General features: G+C 41.5%; 13 protein-coding genes and 1 pseudogene. 8 read left to right on the plus strand and 6 right to left on the minus strand.

The window, feature by feature from the left end; translation table 11 throughout:
• Nucleotides 1–275: 275 nt before the first annotated feature.
• Complete coding sequence (locus tag AC5EUN_RS06010) at nucleotides 276–2,900, plus strand: M66 family metalloprotease (RefSeq protein ID WP_130235145.1); 2,625 nt, start codon at nucleotides 276–278, stop codon at nucleotides 2,898–2,900.
• A gap of 234 nt (nucleotides 2,901–3,134) precedes the next feature.
• On the opposite strand, the gene rpsT is transcribed toward AC5EUN_RS06010, so the two are convergent.
• Nucleotides 3,135–3,401 (minus strand): 30S ribosomal protein S20, encoded by a 267-nt coding sequence (rpsT, locus tag AC5EUN_RS06015; RefSeq protein ID WP_004696602.1) that lies wholly within the window; start codon nucleotides 3,399–3,401, stop codon nucleotides 3,135–3,137.
• 213 nt (nucleotides 3,402–3,614) lie between these two features.
• Between rpsT and AC5EUN_RS06020 the strand changes: the two genes are divergently transcribed.
• The 3 genes from AC5EUN_RS06020 to AC5EUN_RS06030 are packed head-to-tail and all read left to right on the plus strand — an operon-like array spanning nucleotide 3,615 to nucleotide 5,630.
• On the plus strand, nucleotides 3,615–4,280 hold the full coding sequence (locus AC5EUN_RS06020; protein ID WP_130235143.1) for a Rossmann-fold NAD(P)-binding domain-containing protein: 666 nt from the start codon (nucleotides 3,615–3,617) through the stop codon (nucleotides 4,278–4,280).
• A complete protein-coding gene (gene rraA / locus AC5EUN_RS06025) occupies nucleotides 4,277–4,801 on the plus strand; it encodes a ribonuclease E activity regulator RraA (RefSeq protein ID WP_130235142.1) in 525 nt (174 codons plus the stop codon). Before AC5EUN_RS06020 ends, rraA begins: the two co-directional genes overlap by 4 nt.
• A 49-nt stretch (nucleotides 4,802–4,850) precedes the next feature.
• Entirely contained in the window at nucleotides 4,851–5,630 is a 780-nt protein-coding gene (locus tag AC5EUN_RS06030; protein ID WP_004696607.1) for a glutathione S-transferase N-terminal domain-containing protein, read from the plus strand.
• Nucleotides 5,631–5,787: 157 nt separating this feature from the next.
• On the opposite strand, the gene AC5EUN_RS06035 is transcribed toward AC5EUN_RS06030, so the two are convergent.
• The gene (locus tag AC5EUN_RS06035; protein WP_130235141.1) at nucleotides 5,788–6,699 is read right to left on the minus strand and encodes an alpha/beta fold hydrolase; all 912 of its coding nucleotides are present in this window, start codon (nucleotides 6,697–6,699) and stop codon (nucleotides 5,788–5,790) included.
• A 22-nt stretch (nucleotides 6,700–6,721) separates the two neighbouring features.
• Nucleotides 6,722–7,261: a PadR family transcriptional regulator gene (locus AC5EUN_RS06040; protein WP_130235140.1), complete on the minus strand. Its 540-nt coding sequence runs from the start codon at nucleotides 7,259–7,261 to the stop codon at nucleotides 6,722–6,724.
• 169 nt (nucleotides 7,262–7,430) lie between these two features.
• Here AC5EUN_RS06040 and AC5EUN_RS06045 point away from each other — a divergent pair, with 169 nt between their 5' ends.
• The 3 genes and pseudogenes from AC5EUN_RS06045 (at nucleotide 7,431) to AC5EUN_RS06055 (ending at nucleotide 11,289) form a co-directional block, all read left to right on the plus strand.
• The gene (locus AC5EUN_RS06045) at nucleotides 7,431–9,455 is read left to right on the plus strand and encodes an NADPH-dependent 2,4-dienoyl-CoA reductase (protein WP_130235139.1); all 2,025 of its coding nucleotides are present in this window, start codon (nucleotides 7,431–7,433) and stop codon (nucleotides 9,453–9,455) included.
• Between the two features lie 191 nt (nucleotides 9,456–9,646).
• A pseudogene (locus tag AC5EUN_RS06050) lies at nucleotides 9,647–10,059 on the plus strand (nuclear transport factor 2 family protein).
• 81 nt (nucleotides 10,060–10,140) lie between these two features.
• On the plus strand, nucleotides 10,141–11,289 hold the full coding sequence (locus AC5EUN_RS06055; RefSeq protein WP_131230409.1) for a YheT family hydrolase: 1,149 nt from the start codon (nucleotides 10,141–10,143) through the stop codon (nucleotides 11,287–11,289).
• A 4-nt stretch (nucleotides 11,290–11,293) separates the two neighbouring features.
• Here the strand turns inward: AC5EUN_RS06055 and AC5EUN_RS06060 are convergent, their stop codons facing one another.
• Nucleotides 11,294–12,463, minus strand: coding sequence for an MFS transporter (locus tag AC5EUN_RS06060; RefSeq protein WP_062033128.1), 1,170 nt, complete (start codon nucleotides 12,461–12,463; stop codon nucleotides 11,294–11,296).
• Nucleotides 12,464–12,471: 8 nt separating this feature from the next.
• A complete protein-coding gene (dkgB, locus tag AC5EUN_RS06065; protein ID WP_130235137.1) occupies nucleotides 12,472–13,278 on the minus strand; it encodes a 2,5-didehydrogluconate reductase DkgB in 807 nt (268 codons plus the stop codon).
• 110 nt (nucleotides 13,279–13,388) lie between these two features.
• On the opposite strand from dkgB, the gene AC5EUN_RS06070 reads away from it, so the two are divergent.
• Nucleotides 13,389–14,279 (plus strand): LysR family transcriptional regulator, encoded by an 891-nt coding sequence (locus AC5EUN_RS06070; protein ID WP_094148194.1) that lies wholly within the window; start codon nucleotides 13,389–13,391, stop codon nucleotides 14,277–14,279.
• A gap of 60 nt (nucleotides 14,280–14,339) precedes the next feature.
• Here the strand turns inward: AC5EUN_RS06070 and AC5EUN_RS06075 are convergent, their stop codons facing one another.
• Entirely contained in the window at nucleotides 14,340–14,741 is a 402-nt protein-coding gene (locus AC5EUN_RS06075; RefSeq protein ID WP_094148195.1) for an internalin, read from the minus strand.
• Between the last annotated feature and the right edge of the window lie 82 nt (nucleotides 14,742–14,823).

Raw genomic sequence — 14,823 nt, forward strand, 5'->3', positions numbered from 1 at the left:
AATGTATAACTCATCATTATTTTTCATAAATTCAAGCCCTGTCACAGAACTTTTATTTTTCGGACATTAGTTTCAAGACCGATAAAAAATATGTCCTGAAGTGACAAATTATGTAAATTGAATATGTATAGAAAATAGTGTTAAATAATTAAGCTTTTGATTTATATGAATTATTAATGATTTTTTAATTTTTATTTGTGACTATTTTGGGGGAAGATGTGAAAAGTGTGAATGAGTTCTTGTATTGCAAGCTAAGTCTTTGCGTTGTAACACTGATGTTAGCTGCGTGTGGTGGAGGTGGTGGAGAAAGTGGAACCGAAAACTCTACAACGCCTGTAGTGAAAACCTATGCGGAGCCTACACAGGATGTGGCTGATGTAAATACATTGGGTTATTTTGATTACGATGCAAACTCAAAAACACGTGTGATACGAAATGACTTAACTGGTAGTTTCGAAGCAATGCTGCAATTTGGTCAGAGTCATGTGGTTGATCCAAATGGTAATGAAAGTAAAAAAATGCCACGTCTGACGATGGAAAAAGAAGCGCTATTGTTAGTTACGCCAACTGATAGCATGGGGAAAGTTGATGGTCTGAGTGCTGATATTTACATGAATAATCAGTTGCTCCGCACAGTTACATTTAACGATCCAACTCAGATTCCTCAGTCTGATCAAACCAATACCGATGAGCGTGCACGTGTGCAATATAGTAAGCGTGCGTGGAGTGCTCAACTCAATTGGGATGAAATACGTCCGGGTTTGCGTATTCAGCTTAAAGATTCTCATGGTCGTCAGGGGCAAATCGCGGAAGATAAAATTGATTTTGCCTCTCCGGGAGAGTTGGTCTTAAACAATATTCGTATCGGTATGTTAACGGCTCCTCCTGTTTCCAATGGTCACTATATGCTGAATGATCCTGTTCGGGCAGGTTCAGATTACTTTCAAACGATTCCAGCTGCTGAAATGACCGTTGCAAAATATGATGATATTCAGTTGGATCGCGTCATGATTGCAGACGGGACGATTTACGATACGGCAAGCACCAGCCAAGGCGGAGTTTATGAGGGTGACATGCGTGAAAACGTGGGTAAGTCGACATTTAGCGTGGGCATTAACCTAGCAAACTGGGGCATTACCAGTGCTTCGATGGCAAGTCAGAATCAACCACAATTAACCCAAACCGTAGTTGCACACCATAGTCGTGGAAAATATGCCAATGGCGAAAGTAATCATGGCTTAAGTGGTGGTAACGGCATGCTGACGTTGTATGATTCGGTTGGAAATGAGTTTAGTCATGAAATTGGACATCACTATGGACTGGGGCATTATCCTGGGCAGGAAGGTGATAACCAGTTTTGGACTTCACATCATGCGGATAGTGGTTGGGGTTATATTCCGTATCGCAATATGATGCGGGGAAATTTGATTTGGAATAATAAGGATTTATGGGCTTCTTCTACAGGAATTGCAAATTTTTTAGCTTTATATCCACATAGCCGAGATGCAATGTCTGGTGGTTATGCATCAAGCTCAGTTTCACGTTATACCCACTATACGGGTTATAGCACTTATTTAAAAATTCAACCGCACTTTAACCGCTATGTGTGGGATAAGACTTCACCTACGGGCTATAAAAAATGGAATGAAGTAACAAGGCAGATGGAAGTGGTTCAGCCGACTATGCCAGATTCTGCTGCACCTGTTTGGTATCAACCAAAGCAAAACTATTTACGCCCACGTGTCTTTGGTGAGCCTGTAGTGACCATTTTGGGTGGCTATGACCCTGTTGCAAAGGTTGGGCTACTATATCCTGCGGCACGTTCAAACTGGGGCAATGTCTATGATTTACCCACTGCAAATACGGCGTTAAATCAGGATGCATGTTGGTTAAATGTACAGTATCCAAATACAGTAACCAATATTGCACTGGCTCCGACACGATTAGGTAGTAATGCCAATAAATTACATGTCAATTTAGCGCTTGCAGATCACCCTCAAAAAGTTGATTTATATTGTAAGCAGGCCAATGCTGCTGCCAAATTATTATCGACTACAGTGATTCCCCAATATACTACGGCTATTACACCTGCTGTTAAGATTGGGAAAGCACAGGGTTATAAAGCCTTACGCGATGTAGAGTTGCCCCTACTTGAGCAAGAGCTACTGAATCAAGCGGCGAACAATCTTATTGTTTTGTCACCAAATGGTTCAATGCTTTATCAGGCTTATAAGTCATATAAAAATGAGATGAGTTTAGCTGCGCAGCAGGTAATTGAGCGTTATGAAGAGCAAGAAACTAGGTGGATGCGTTTAAATCGTTGGGTAAATGTTTATTATGATGATTTAGCCAAAGATGTACCTGCTGCGATTGATGCACTCAATGCTTTTATCAAACAGCTAGGTTTACAACAAGATGACCCACTTGCACAAAGTGGATTGTTGAAAAATAACAAGAATTGCTTGAAAACAGAGCTGGCATCTAACCAAAAAATGGATGTTTACATTAGTGGCCCATCGGCTTGTACTGCTGATGATACTGAGCAGTGGGTTTATGACAGTTTAGGACGTATCCATAGCAAAGCGGCTATGGGGCAGTGTCTAACGGGTAATGGAGGAAGTGCTAAAGTCACCTTGACTGACTGTGTGGCGAATAATGCAGCACAAGTGTGGTCAATGGATGCCACGACGTCTGCCATTAAACAATCAGGACAGTGCTTAGATTTAAACTCGGGTAATTTGGTAAATAACCGTCAAATTGCAATTCGATATAGTTGCTCTGGAAATAATAATCAAAGATGGACAATGCTGAACCAAAATACAAGCTTGATTCTAGCTGGGGCAACATCAAGAAACATTGATATTTTAGTGAAAAACCTGAAAACTCAATCTTTGAATTAAACCACTGCTCATCTGACAAATGCTTTAACATGAAATGAAAACGAGCTCCCTAAAAGGGGGCTTTTTTTGTAGGTAGGTGTTCTCGTAGGTGCTAGAGAGCACTTGCTAGATTTTATTTGGGTTTTAAGCTGTATTGTTAAGGAACAGATGTGCTAAAAAGGTGTGCGCACTGTGAAATTTCAAAAAATAGATACAAAAAAAGCCCTTTAAAAAGGGCTTTTTTTAATGCATAAATTAGTTAGCTAAAGCTTTAACTTGTGCATTTAAACGGCTCTTATGACGAGCAGCTTTGTTCTTATGGATGATGCCTTTATCAGCCATACGGTCGATTACTGGTACAGCAGTTTTGTATGCTTCAGAAGCAACTGCGTAATCACCAGCAGCGATAGCAGCTACTGTACGTTTGATGTAAGTACGAACCATAGAACGTAAGCTTGCGTTGTGTTTGCGTGCTTTAACGTTTTGACGAGCACGTTTTTTAGCTTGAGCAGAGTTTGCCACTCGTGCACTCCTTGAAATAGATTGGTCTGGGCGGGCTGAAATTCAAACTGAAAACCACATCAGAAGAACAATCACCAGCCCGTAAACAAGTGGCATATTTTGATTAATATACGCAGTGAAGTCAAGTCTTGACATGCTTTGACTATATTTAAGATACATAAAAATTCTAAAGAAAAGGTAAGATTAGCCATCTGCATGGGAGTTTGTATAAAAATGAAACAAAATATAGAACAAGCGATTGTGATTGGAGCAACCGGTTTGGTGGGCTTAAACCTGATTCAACAATTACAACAACTGCCAAGTTGTAGCAAAATTTTGGCTGTGGTCAGAAAGCATAATGTGCAGCTCGATCACTATGACAAAGTTCAGCAACTGGAGTTGGATGATTTTTTATTACTCAACCATGAAGATGTTCAGGGCTACAGTCATGCTTTTAGTTGTTTGGGGACGACTTTAAAGAAAGCTGGCTCAAAAGAGCAGTTTTATGCCATCGACTATGTGGTGAATGCACATTTTGCTGAATTGTTTGTTTTGACCAAAACCCATTATGTGTTGATCAGTGCCTTGGGGGCGCAAGCCAATTCAAAAATTTTCTATAATCGCGTCAAAGGTGAGCTTGAAGAGACTATTCGAGGACTCGATTTATATAAGGTTAGTATTCTGCAGCCATCCTTACTGATCGGACAGCGTAATGAAGGTCGCATGTTGGAAGATATTTTCCAAAAGGCTTATACCAAACTATCGCATTTTATACCAAAGCATTTTAAATATAAGCCAGTGACAGCAGAACAAGTGGCTCATACTATGGTCGAGGCTGCCCAAACGCAGACCGAAAAATTTGAAATATATGATAATTTACGCATACAAAAGACAAAATGAGGGGAAGTGTAGTGACGACAGCATTTGTGACATGCGATTTATTGGATGATCATCCTGAACTTGATTTACAAGTGGTCAGCCCATCAATGGATGGTAAGTTCTTTAAGAGCTATGGTGCGCGTAAAACCTTTGGTGGTCAGGTGGTTACGGTTAAATGCTTTGAAGATAACTCTCGGGTGAAAGAGCTGTTAGCAACAGATGGTACGGGTAAAGTATTGGTTGTGGATGGTGGCGCTTCGATGCGCTGTGCCTTGATGGGAGACTTAATTGCAGAGTCAGCAGTCAAAAATCACTGGAATGGTGTGGTGATTTATGGCTGTGTCCGTGATGTAGATGCGATTGCTGAACTAGATTTAGGTGTGCATGCTTTAGCTGCTATTCCACAAAAAAGTAACCGTAAAGGTGTAGGGGAAGTTGATATCAGCTTGCATTTTGGTGGTGTCACCATTCAATCAGGTCATTATCTCTATGCGGATAATAACGGCATTGTCATTGCAAAAGAAAAACTGGTCGATGCATAAGCACCAACCAGACTCATAACAACATCAACAAAAGATATGGACGTGTAATATGGTGAAGCATCAAATTAAAGTGATTCAGGCTCTTTTTTCTGGGCTTGCGCAAGGTGGACGTGGTGTAACAGGAACGCCGCATCCTAAACAACCTGAGCAACCTTTAAAGCTCTATGAGTTTGAAGGCTCGCCATATTGTCGTCGTGTGCGTGAAGTATTGACTTTGTTGAACTTAGATTATGAAGTGTATCCATGTCCTAAGGGTGGAACTAAATATCGCCCTTTGGTGAAACAGTTGGGTGGGAAAACCCAATTTCCTTTTTTACTTGATGAAAATACAGACACCAAGCTGTACGAATCTGAAGATATTATTCACTACTTATTTGAACAGTATGGCCGCAGTGGTAAAACACCGAAAAAGTATGCACATTATCCCAAAACACCTTATGTTGCTTATGTCGGGACATTGGTAAATGGTGCGAGTGGAGTGTGGATCAACAAGAGTATTAAAGATCGCGTAGCGCCAGAACAGCTGTTACAACTTTGGGGATTTGAAGCCAGTCCTTATACTCGGATTGTCCGTGGTTTGCTGACCGAGTTGGAGCTCCCTTTTAAGTTTCATAATGTGCCTAAAGAACGTTGGCAAGATCAAGGCCCAGCAGTACTGCGTTTAAAGCCGGGCAAATATGTACCTTTGGCAGGTGGAAAGCGTGAGCAAGTTATGCAGGTGATGGGGCGTGATATTCAAGTGCCATATTTGGTTGATCCGAACACTGAAACAGCTTTGTTTGAGTCGGCAGATATTGTTGCTTATCTCAAGCAGACCTATGCAGCATAAGAAAAAGGCATCTCTTAGAGATGCCTTTTTTAATTCCTAAGCATTGATGTTTTATCGGACTGATCTGATTTTTTGTCATTACAATGGAATGATTAAGTGTATTTATCTTCAGTTGTTATAAAAATATTCATTATTTGGTTGATAATACGACACACATTCAAACATCCGTAGCGTTGAGGAAACGTGTAATTTCTTGAGAGAATTTGCGCGGTTCACTCAATAAAGGCGTATGCCCAGATTTTTTAAAGATCACCGTTTTCGCATGCGGCACACTTGAAGCAATCAGTTTTTGTCCTTGAGCAGGATAAAGTTTTGAGTCTTCACCAATAAAAAATGTAGCTGGTCGGTCAATCTGACTGAGCGCACTGCGATAGTCTTCTTGATGGTCAAGATAATTTTGAATATACCAAGCCATATAGTCTAAACGCTGGATTGGGAGCATGAATTTTTGCAAGTGTGGCTGTTGAAATGCTTTTTGAAATAAAGCCGCAGTTCGAGATGGTGTGGCTTGCAGTTGAATAAAAGCCAACCACTGGTTAACCAGTTCTGTACGCATAGACGCTGTTAAGTCTGAGACCAAACGGTACTGTGCATTTTGGGCCAATAGGTCTGCAATGTTTTGTAGGATGGCTTTGAAATCGGAATGCTTTTCAGCAAATAAACCATGTGGCCAGTCTGCATCTACGCTAATCTTGGGTGTTTGGTCGATGTGTAAATAGCTGCGGATATGGTTTTGAAAGCGACCATATTGCATGCCATGCATGGCTGTCGTAGCGCCCATAGAATAGGCAATGACATGGAATGCTGTATCAGCATATTGTTTTAGAAAGCAGTTTAAATCTTGCCAGTGGCTGGAAATCGCATCCAGTGTGGGAATTTTGCACTGCGCTGAACCACCAAAACCCCGCCAGTCAGGAATGTAAAAACGGTACTTTTTACGGTGTTGATATAAAAAAGGTAGCCATTGCCAACTTTGCATCCCTAAGCCAGATAAAACCAGTACAGGTGTGCCTTGTCCAAATTCTCGAACATAGAGTTTTTCGCCATCTGGCATTAAATAATGTGACATGGTCAATCCTTTGCGTTGTTTATTATTTTTCGAAGTTTTTAAGAGCTGGAATCATGGTCTCTAGCCACTCAATCCAACCACTTTCTAAATTAATTCCAATTTGTAAAATCATCTTATGAATATATAAGGTACGATCATTTTCTTCAGCATGACCAAAATCTTTGGCAAAAATGCTTTGGTAAATTTGTAGTTTTTCTTTGTGTAGGATGAGATGTCGTTCCAGTTCAGGCAAAACTGTATTGCCACCAAGTTGAGCCTCAACACGCAGTCTCACCATCAGTTCTTCGCGGAGCTGGGCAGGTGGGCTTTGCTTTACGAGCCAGTCTGCAAGTTCTGTACGTCCGAGCTGTTCTGCCTGATAGGTTTTTTTACGCGAGGTTGCACCATCGTCTTCTATCGTTGAAATCCAGCCTTTGCTCTGCATAGCGCTGAGTTCTCTATATATCTGTTGATGTGTTGCATTCCAAAAGAAGCCCATTGAACGGTCAAAACGACGCGCTAACTCAATACCTGTGCTTGGTTTCTCAATCAAACTGGTCAATAAAACATGAGCTAATGACATTTCGGTAATATTTCGCAATTAAAATGGACGTAGAGTCATTATGCAACATGTTGCATAAAAAACAAATCTCGATTATAAAGATAAACATTATGCAACTTGTTGCATTAAATAATTTGATCTAACCTTGTATTTAAAATACCAGCCAGCGAAAGCACGCCAAGGAGTACACATGTCTAATTATCCGCATTTACTTGCGCCTTTAGATTTAGGCTTTACCACATTAAAAAACCGCGTATTAATGGGATCTATGCACGTTGGACTTGAAGAAGTTGAAGGTGGTTATGATCGCATGGCGGCATTTTATGCAGAGCGTGCCGCTGGCGGTGTAGGGCTAATCGTAACAGGTGGTATTTCACCGAATGATCATGGTGTGACTTTTCACGGTGGTTCTAAGTTAGATACTTTAGAAGAAGCGGAAAAGCATAAAGTCATCACACAAGCTGTACATGATGCGGGTGGTAAAATCGCATTACAGATTTTACATACTGGGCGTTATTCTTATCAGGCTGAAAACGTCGCACCATCTGCAATTCAAGCACCGATTAACCCTGTAAAACCCCATGCTTTGACTTCGGCTGAAGTAAATCAGACTATTGCTGATTTTGCCAATTGTGCAAAATTGTCGCAAATCGCTGGCTATGATGGCGTTGAAATCATGGGTTCAGAAGGCTACTTAATCAATGAATTCATCGCGGCACGTACCAATCATCGTGATGATGAATGGGGTGGAAGCTATGAAAACCGTATGCGTTTCCCGATTGAAATCGTAAAACGAACTCGTGCAGAAGTGGGTGAAAACTTTATTATTATTTACCGTCTTTCAATGTTGGATTTGGTTGAAGGTGGTTCGACTTTAGAAGAAGTGATTCAGCTTGCCAAAGAAATTGAAAAGGCGGGTGCAACCATTATCAATACAGGTATTGGTTGGCATGAAGCGCGTATTCCAACGATTGCAACCAAAGTGCCACGTGCTGCATTTACATGGGTGACCAAGAAGCTAAAAGGTTCGGTTCAAATTCCTTTGGTGACGTCTAACCGTATTAATACCCCTGAAATGGCTGAACATGTTTTGGCTCAGGGTGATGCGGATATGGTGTCGATGGCACGCCCAATGCTTGCAGATGCTGAGTTTGTACTCAAAGCAGAACAAGGCCGTAGTGATGAAATCAATACGTGTATTGGTTGTAACCAAGCCTGTTTAGATCAAATTTTCTCCATGCAAATTGCGACGTGTTTAGTCAACCCGCGTGCATGCTATGAAACTGAACTGATTTTTAAAGAAAGTGCGGCTAAGAAAAATATTGCGGTGATTGGTGCTGGGCCTGCAGGTTTGAGTTTTGCGACTTATGCTGCTGACCGTGGACATCAAGTAACTGTTTTTGATGCAGCAAGTCAGATTGGTGGTCAGTTTAATATTGCGAAGACTATTCCTGGTAAAGAAGAGTTTTACGAAACACTGCGTTATTTCAAACGTAAAATTGAATTACAACCGAATATCAAATTGGTGCTGAATCATACCGCAACTTATGAAGAACTGAGCGCTGAAAACTATGATGACATCGTGGTTGCAACAGGCGTTACTCCACGTGAGCTAACTATAGAAGGGATTGATCACCCGAAAGTGTTGAGTTATATCGAAGTTCTACGTGAGCGTAAGCCTGTCGGTAAAAAAGTCGCGATTATTGGTGCGGGTGGTATTGGTTTCGATACAGCAGAATACTTAAGCCATGAAGATGAAAGCGGTAGTTTAAACCCACAAAAATTCTATGATGAGTGGGGAATTGATACCAGCTATGCACATGTCGGTGGCTTAAAACAGCCAGTCTTGGAGCAATCGGATCGTGAAATTTACCTTCTACAGCGTAAAGCGAAGGCAGTCGGTGCAAGCTTAGGTAAAACCACGGGTTGGATTCACCGTACAGGGCTAAAACATCGCGATGTAAAAATGATTGCAGGTGCAAGCTACGACAAAATTGATGATCAAGGTCTCCACATTACAGTGAATGATCAGCCAACGGTTTTAGAGGTAGATCACGTGATTATCTGTGCAGGACAAGAGTCTTATACTGCAATGTACGACCAATTAAAAGCCGATGGTAAAAATGTGCATTTGATTGGTGGTGCGAAAGAAGCAGGTGAGTTGGATGCGAAGCGTGCGATTCGTCAAGGCGCTGAACTGGCTGCGACCATTTAATCGATAACAATAATTTATCAGCTTAAAATTTGTAATAAAGCTCCCTCTCCTATACGGAGAGGGTTTGGGAGAGATATTTTCTAAAATATTATCTTTTCCCTCGTGTAGCCTTTTCCATGAAACGTATGTGGTGTAAGAGAAGGTGCTTTTATTGCAGATTTGAGTGGATTCACTTTCATAAGGACATAAGAATGAGTTTAGCAACAACAAAACAAGCATTGGTACGCTGGCATGATATGGCCACGACTCGTGATATGAGCATCTTAAATGAGCTTTTAGCAGAAGATGTCGTGTTCCGTTCACCTGTGGCATTTAATCCTTATCCGGGTAAGCAAGTGGTTTTTTTATTTTAAGTAATGTGATTCAGGTTTTTGAAAACTTTACCTACCACCGTGAATTTTTTACAGAAGATGGTTTAAGTGTCGTCCTTGAGTTTTCTGCCAATGTCGGCGAAAAGAAACTCAAAGGGATTGACATGATTCGTTTTAATGAGCAAGGTCAAATTGTAGATTTTGAAGTGATGATCCGTCCTAAATCGGGGTTAGAGGCCTTGGCTGTACAAATGGGACAGCGAATGGCAGCTTTTGCACCTCAAGCTGGATGATAAACGTGTGACTTGTTATTTATAGTTAGGCACGAAAATTGATGCATCACCAAGAAAGATAGGAAAAAAGAAGGTACTGATATGAATGCTGTGTTCAGTTTGCTAAACCAATTAAGCCAAACGGCGTGGGATCGAGTGACTGGTGCGGAACAACCGAAGCTCTATATTAATCCGAAAGGGCAAATTCAAGAGACTGTTGGGGCGCTTACACAGCTTCAAGAAAAGTACCGACCAACACCGTGGTTATCCAACACGCATGCCCATCTTTTGTATTTTGATGTGATTCGTAAGCGTCGGATTCAATTGGAATACGATCATTTTGATCAGTTAGAGATGCAAGACGGTGGGGTCACTGGCATTATGTGGTTCGGTTATGACTTGCCTGAAGCGACGCCAACGGTTGTGGTTATGCATACGATTACAGGCTCTCCTGAAAGTATGCGTGAGGTGGTGCGTGACTTAAATCGCTATACGGGTTGGCGTGTTGCACTGTGCTTACGCCGTGGACATGCAGACCTTCCAATGCCTGTACCCAAAATGAATCTTTTCGGTTCAACCGATGATTTACGTGAGCAAATTGCCTTTATTCAAAGCACATTTCCAAGTTCAACGTTGTATGCGGTAGGCTCTTCTGCGGGAACGGGGCTTTTGGTGCGTTACTTAGGCGAAGAAGGAAGTCAAACCCCTTTTAAGGCGGCCTTTGCCCTGTGTCCGGGTTATAACACGGAGTTGGGTTTTGTAAATGTGCATCCCTTTTACAGTAAGGTCATGACCAAGAAACTGTTTAAGAAATTTATTTTTCCTTATCAGCAAACGTGGCAACAAACAGCGTCTGTGTCGCAAGTTTTAATGACCAAAACCTTGGCTGAGTTTGAGTCGAGTTATTATGAAATGGCGGGTTATGTGAACTATGACAGTTATAAACAAGCCACAAACCCAATCTATGTATTTGAAAATGTCACCATTCCATTGCTGATTTTAAATGCAGAGGATGATCCCGTCTGTCATATTAAAAATTTTGAACCGTATAAAGACATGATCCGTCAAATGCCGAATATTGCGGTAGTGACCACCAAAAAAGGCAGCCATTGTGGCTTCTATGAAGGGGTACTCAATACCGAGTCTTGGGCAACCAAGCTGATTGCGGACTTTTTGAAACTGGAACATCAAAAAACACTAAAAAAAGACCTACAGCAGTGTAGGTCTTTTTTGATTGGTTCAGCAGTGTAAAGGCTTAAACGGCTTCACAGGCTTTCTTGCTAAGACCGAACTTCATTTGCAGTAAGACCAAGATCAAGGCCATAAAGCTGAGTGCGGCACCTGCATATGAAACTGCTGCATAGCTGAGTTGCATACTCAGTACCGTTGCACCTGCAAAGGCACCTAAGGCATTACCTAAGTTAAACGCACCAATGTTGACTGAAGAGGCAAGACCAGGCGCATCTGCTGCGACTGACATGACGCGCATTTGCAGTGGTGGTACTACCGCAAATGCTGCCGTACCCCAAATCACTAAGCCAATCGCTGCACCAACGGTTGTTTGCGCTAATACTGGGAAAACAAGCATCATCACCATTAAAAGTATAAGGAAGCCTATCAGGGTTTTCTCTAGGGATAGATCGGCAAACTTTCCACCCAAATGATTACCAATGGAGAAACCAATCCCGATTAAAACCAACATTAAGGTGATGGTTTGCGGTGATGCCTGCATAAATACATGTAGGCTCGGAGCAATGTAGGTATATAACGCAAACATTGCGCCCGCGCTCATGACCGTGGTTAATAAAGCAAGGACGACAGGCGCACGTGTTAAAACACGTAATTCTTTTGCTACATTCGGTTTAACCACATCGTGATCTTGTGGGAGTGCTTTCCATAGTGCCAATATGGTCATAATGCCTAAGATTGAAATCGCAGCAAAAGCCATGCGCCAACTGGTATTTTGACTGAGCCACGTTGCAAGTGGCACACCGCCAATATTGGCAATGGTGAGACCCATAAACATCATGGCGACTGCACTGGCTTGTTTGTCTTTAGGCACAACACTGGCCGCCACCACCGAACCTAAGCCAAAGAATGCACCATGGTTTAAACTTGTAATTAAACGTGCACCCATTAAGCTCATATAATCAGGTGCAACGGTCGCCAACACATTCCCAATCGTGAAAATAGCCATCAATAGGATTAAAGCGGTTTTCTTAGGAAAGCGTGCCAGCCATAAGGTCATGAGCGGAGCCCCAATCATGACACCTACTGCATAGGCACTAATCAGAAGTCCGGCTTGTGGAATTGAAACGGACAAATCGTTGGCAATTTCAGGCAAAAAGCCCATGGGTGAAAACTCGGTGGTTCCAATGGCAAAAGCACCCACTGCAAGTGCCAAAAGTGGAAAATTAATTTTCATAGCGATGCTCAATCCCACATCGGTGCTAATCCCTCAGGACTAACTTCACGTTGATTTCGGTCTAATTGCGTAATTGCCATCATTTCTTCAGTCGACAGTTGAATCTCTTGCGCCTTTAAGTTGGACATCAAGTGTTCACGTTTGGTTGAAGAAGGTATGACTGCAAAACCACGTTGTAATGCCCAAGCCAAGCTAATTTGTGCAGTCGATACTTGATGTTGCTGCGCGATGTGCATTAAAACAGGATCATTCAAAACCTTACCGTAAGCCAGTGTCATATATGAAGTGACATCAATGTTTTGTGCTTGGAGGAAATCAACCAGTTGATGGTTTTGTAGGTAAGGACTGAGTTCAATTTGGTTGGTTGCGATGTTTTCTAGCCCAATACTCTCAATCGCCTGTTGAGTCAGCTCAATATTGAAGTTAGAAATACCAATGTGTTCGGTCAAACCTTGTTGTTTCGCTTGCAATAAGTTCTGCATGAGTTCTGTAATGTTTACATCTGTACTTGGGGCAGGCCAGTGGATCAAGGTTAGATTCACGGTATCGGTTTTTAGTTTATGCAAACTTTCTTTTAAGCTTGGAATCAATTTTTCTGCTGAAAAATTTTCCGTCCAAATTTTTGTGGTGAGAAAAAGATCTTGATGATTGATACCACTGAGTTCAATGGCTTGACCAACTTCGGCTTCATTACCATAGATTTGAGCAGTATCGACCGCACGATAACCGACTTCTAGTGCAGTTTTCACAGACTCAATGACAGTGTCACCTGTTAAACGGAAAGTACCTAGGCCGAATTGAGGAACGATATTCATTTTTTACTCGATAACTTGTTTCATGGAATGAGGCTATTTTGTAGAAAAAAGACTTGCTTAAAAACTGGGTAATTTGCAAAATATTATTGACTATTAATCAATAATTACACATGAAATCAACCATAGAAGAATTAACGGCTTTTGTGAGCATTGTTGATAGTGGCTCTATCGTCAAAGCTGCGCAGCAATTGGATCAAACCACATCGGGTGTCAGCCGAGCCTTGCAACGTCTAGAGTCAAAGTTGAATGTGACTTTGCTAGAGCGAACGACACGGAAGCTCAAGTTGACCTATGAAGGGCAGCAGTTTTTGACAAAGGCACGTAAAATTTTACTCGACCTGACCGAAGCTGAAGAAAGCCTGCAAAATAATGATGCTGAGGCATCTGGTTTAATTCGGATTGATTCAGCAACGCCTTTTGTGCTGCATGTAATAGTGCCGTTGATTGAAGAGTTTATGCAGCGCTACCCAAAAATTGATATAGAAATTACCAATCACGATCAGGTTATAGACTTACTTGAACATAAAACCGATGTCGCGATTCGATTTGGTGAGTTAGCGGATTCCAGCTTACATGCCAAGCTGCTTTGTAAAAGTCGGTTATATATTGTGGCTAGTCCTGTTTATGCGCAAAAACATGGTCTACCTAAAAATGCAGCAGAATTAAGCTCACATACTTTGCTTGGTTTTAGTCAGCCTGCACATTTAAATACGTGGCCTATTCAGTTGGAGGATGAACCTTTAACAATTCAGGCCAAAATTAAATGTTCAAACGGTGAAACGGTTCGTCAGTTGGCATTGCAAGGGGCAGGGATTGCGTGTTTGTCACGTTTTATGGTCGAGCAAGATATTCAAGATGGGCAATTCATTGCTTTGTTGGAAGATCAAATCCAGATCAAAGAGCAGAAAATACATGCGGTCTACTATCAACAAAACTATGTACCAAAGCGTATTCGCTTATTTATTGACTTTCTTGCAGAAAAATTAAAAGCTTATTTATAAGCCGGCAATAAAAAAACCCGATATCAATCGGGTTTTTTTAATCATCTAATATAGCGATGATTAGTTTTCTAAAGCTGGTGTCGCTGCTGCAATGGCTGCTGCAACCGCATCATCTTCAGTTTGCGTATTTGGGTTTGTATTACTTGGGCGTGCTTGCGTTGGTTTTTCTTCAGCTTTTGGTGCTTCTGCTTTTGGTGTAGGCTGAGCTGCTGGAGCAGGTGCTGGCGTTTCACGACGGATCTCAGTAGTTGTATTCGGTGTTTCTTCGCGAATCACTTCAACTTGCGCTGGAATCTCAGGCTCAGATGCTGCTAAAGGTTGAAGTTCAACAGTTTGTTGTTGCTCTGTAGTAACGACTTCAACTTGTTCTTGTTCATCTTCTTTAGGTGCTTCTTTCTTTACACATGCTGTTAATAGTAAGCCTGCTGCAATGGCACCACAAATTAAAAGTTTTTTATTCATAATTACATAAAATCGAGTGTTTGAAGGATCGCGCCATTATAACAGCAAAATGCAAGATGAAAATCCTATGAACTTAGCTTAA

It is taken from the genome of Acinetobacter sp. CAU_H_S170_2 (assembly GCF_058890445.1).

What these genes read in the sequence shown, in the direction of transcription:
- AC5EUN_RS06010 (WP_130235145.1), top strand. Translation starts at nt 276, where the DNA reads ATGTTAGCTGCGTGTGGTGGAGGTGGTGGAGAAAGTGGAACCGAAAAC.
- AC5EUN_RS06020 (WP_130235143.1), top strand. Translation starts at nt 3,615, where the DNA reads ATGAAACAAAATATAGAACAAGCGATTGTGATTGGAGCAACCGGTTTG.
- rraA (WP_130235142.1), top strand. Translation starts at nt 4,277, where the DNA reads ATGAGGGGAAGTGTAGTGACGACAGCATTTGTGACATGCGATTTATTG.
- AC5EUN_RS06030 (WP_004696607.1), top strand. Translation starts at nt 4,851, where the DNA reads ATGGTGAAGCATCAAATTAAAGTGATTCAGGCTCTTTTTTCTGGGCTT.
- AC5EUN_RS06035 (WP_130235141.1), bottom strand. Translation starts at nt 6,699, where the DNA reads ATGTCACATTATTTAATGCCAGATGGCGAAAAACTCTATGTTCGAGAA.
- AC5EUN_RS06040 (WP_130235140.1), bottom strand. Translation starts at nt 7,261, where the DNA reads ATGTCATTAGCTCATGTTTTATTGACCAGTTTGATTGAGAAACCAAGC.
- AC5EUN_RS06045 (WP_130235139.1), top strand. Translation starts at nt 7,431, where the DNA reads ATGTCTAATTATCCGCATTTACTTGCGCCTTTAGATTTAGGCTTTACC.
- AC5EUN_RS06055 (WP_131230409.1), top strand. Translation starts at nt 10,141, where the DNA reads ATGAATGCTGTGTTCAGTTTGCTAAACCAATTAAGCCAAACGGCGTGG.
- AC5EUN_RS06060 (WP_062033128.1), bottom strand. Translation starts at nt 12,463, where the DNA reads ATGAAAATTAATTTTCCACTTTTGGCACTTGCAGTGGGTGCTTTTGCC.
- dkgB (WP_130235137.1), bottom strand. Translation starts at nt 13,278, where the DNA reads ATGAATATCGTTCCTCAATTCGGCCTAGGTACTTTCCGTTTAACAGGT.
- AC5EUN_RS06070 (WP_094148194.1), top strand. Translation starts at nt 13,389, where the DNA reads ATGAAATCAACCATAGAAGAATTAACGGCTTTTGTGAGCATTGTTGAT.
- AC5EUN_RS06075 (WP_094148195.1), bottom strand. Translation starts at nt 14,741, where the DNA reads ATGAATAAAAAACTTTTAATTTGTGGTGCCATTGCAGCAGGCTTACTA.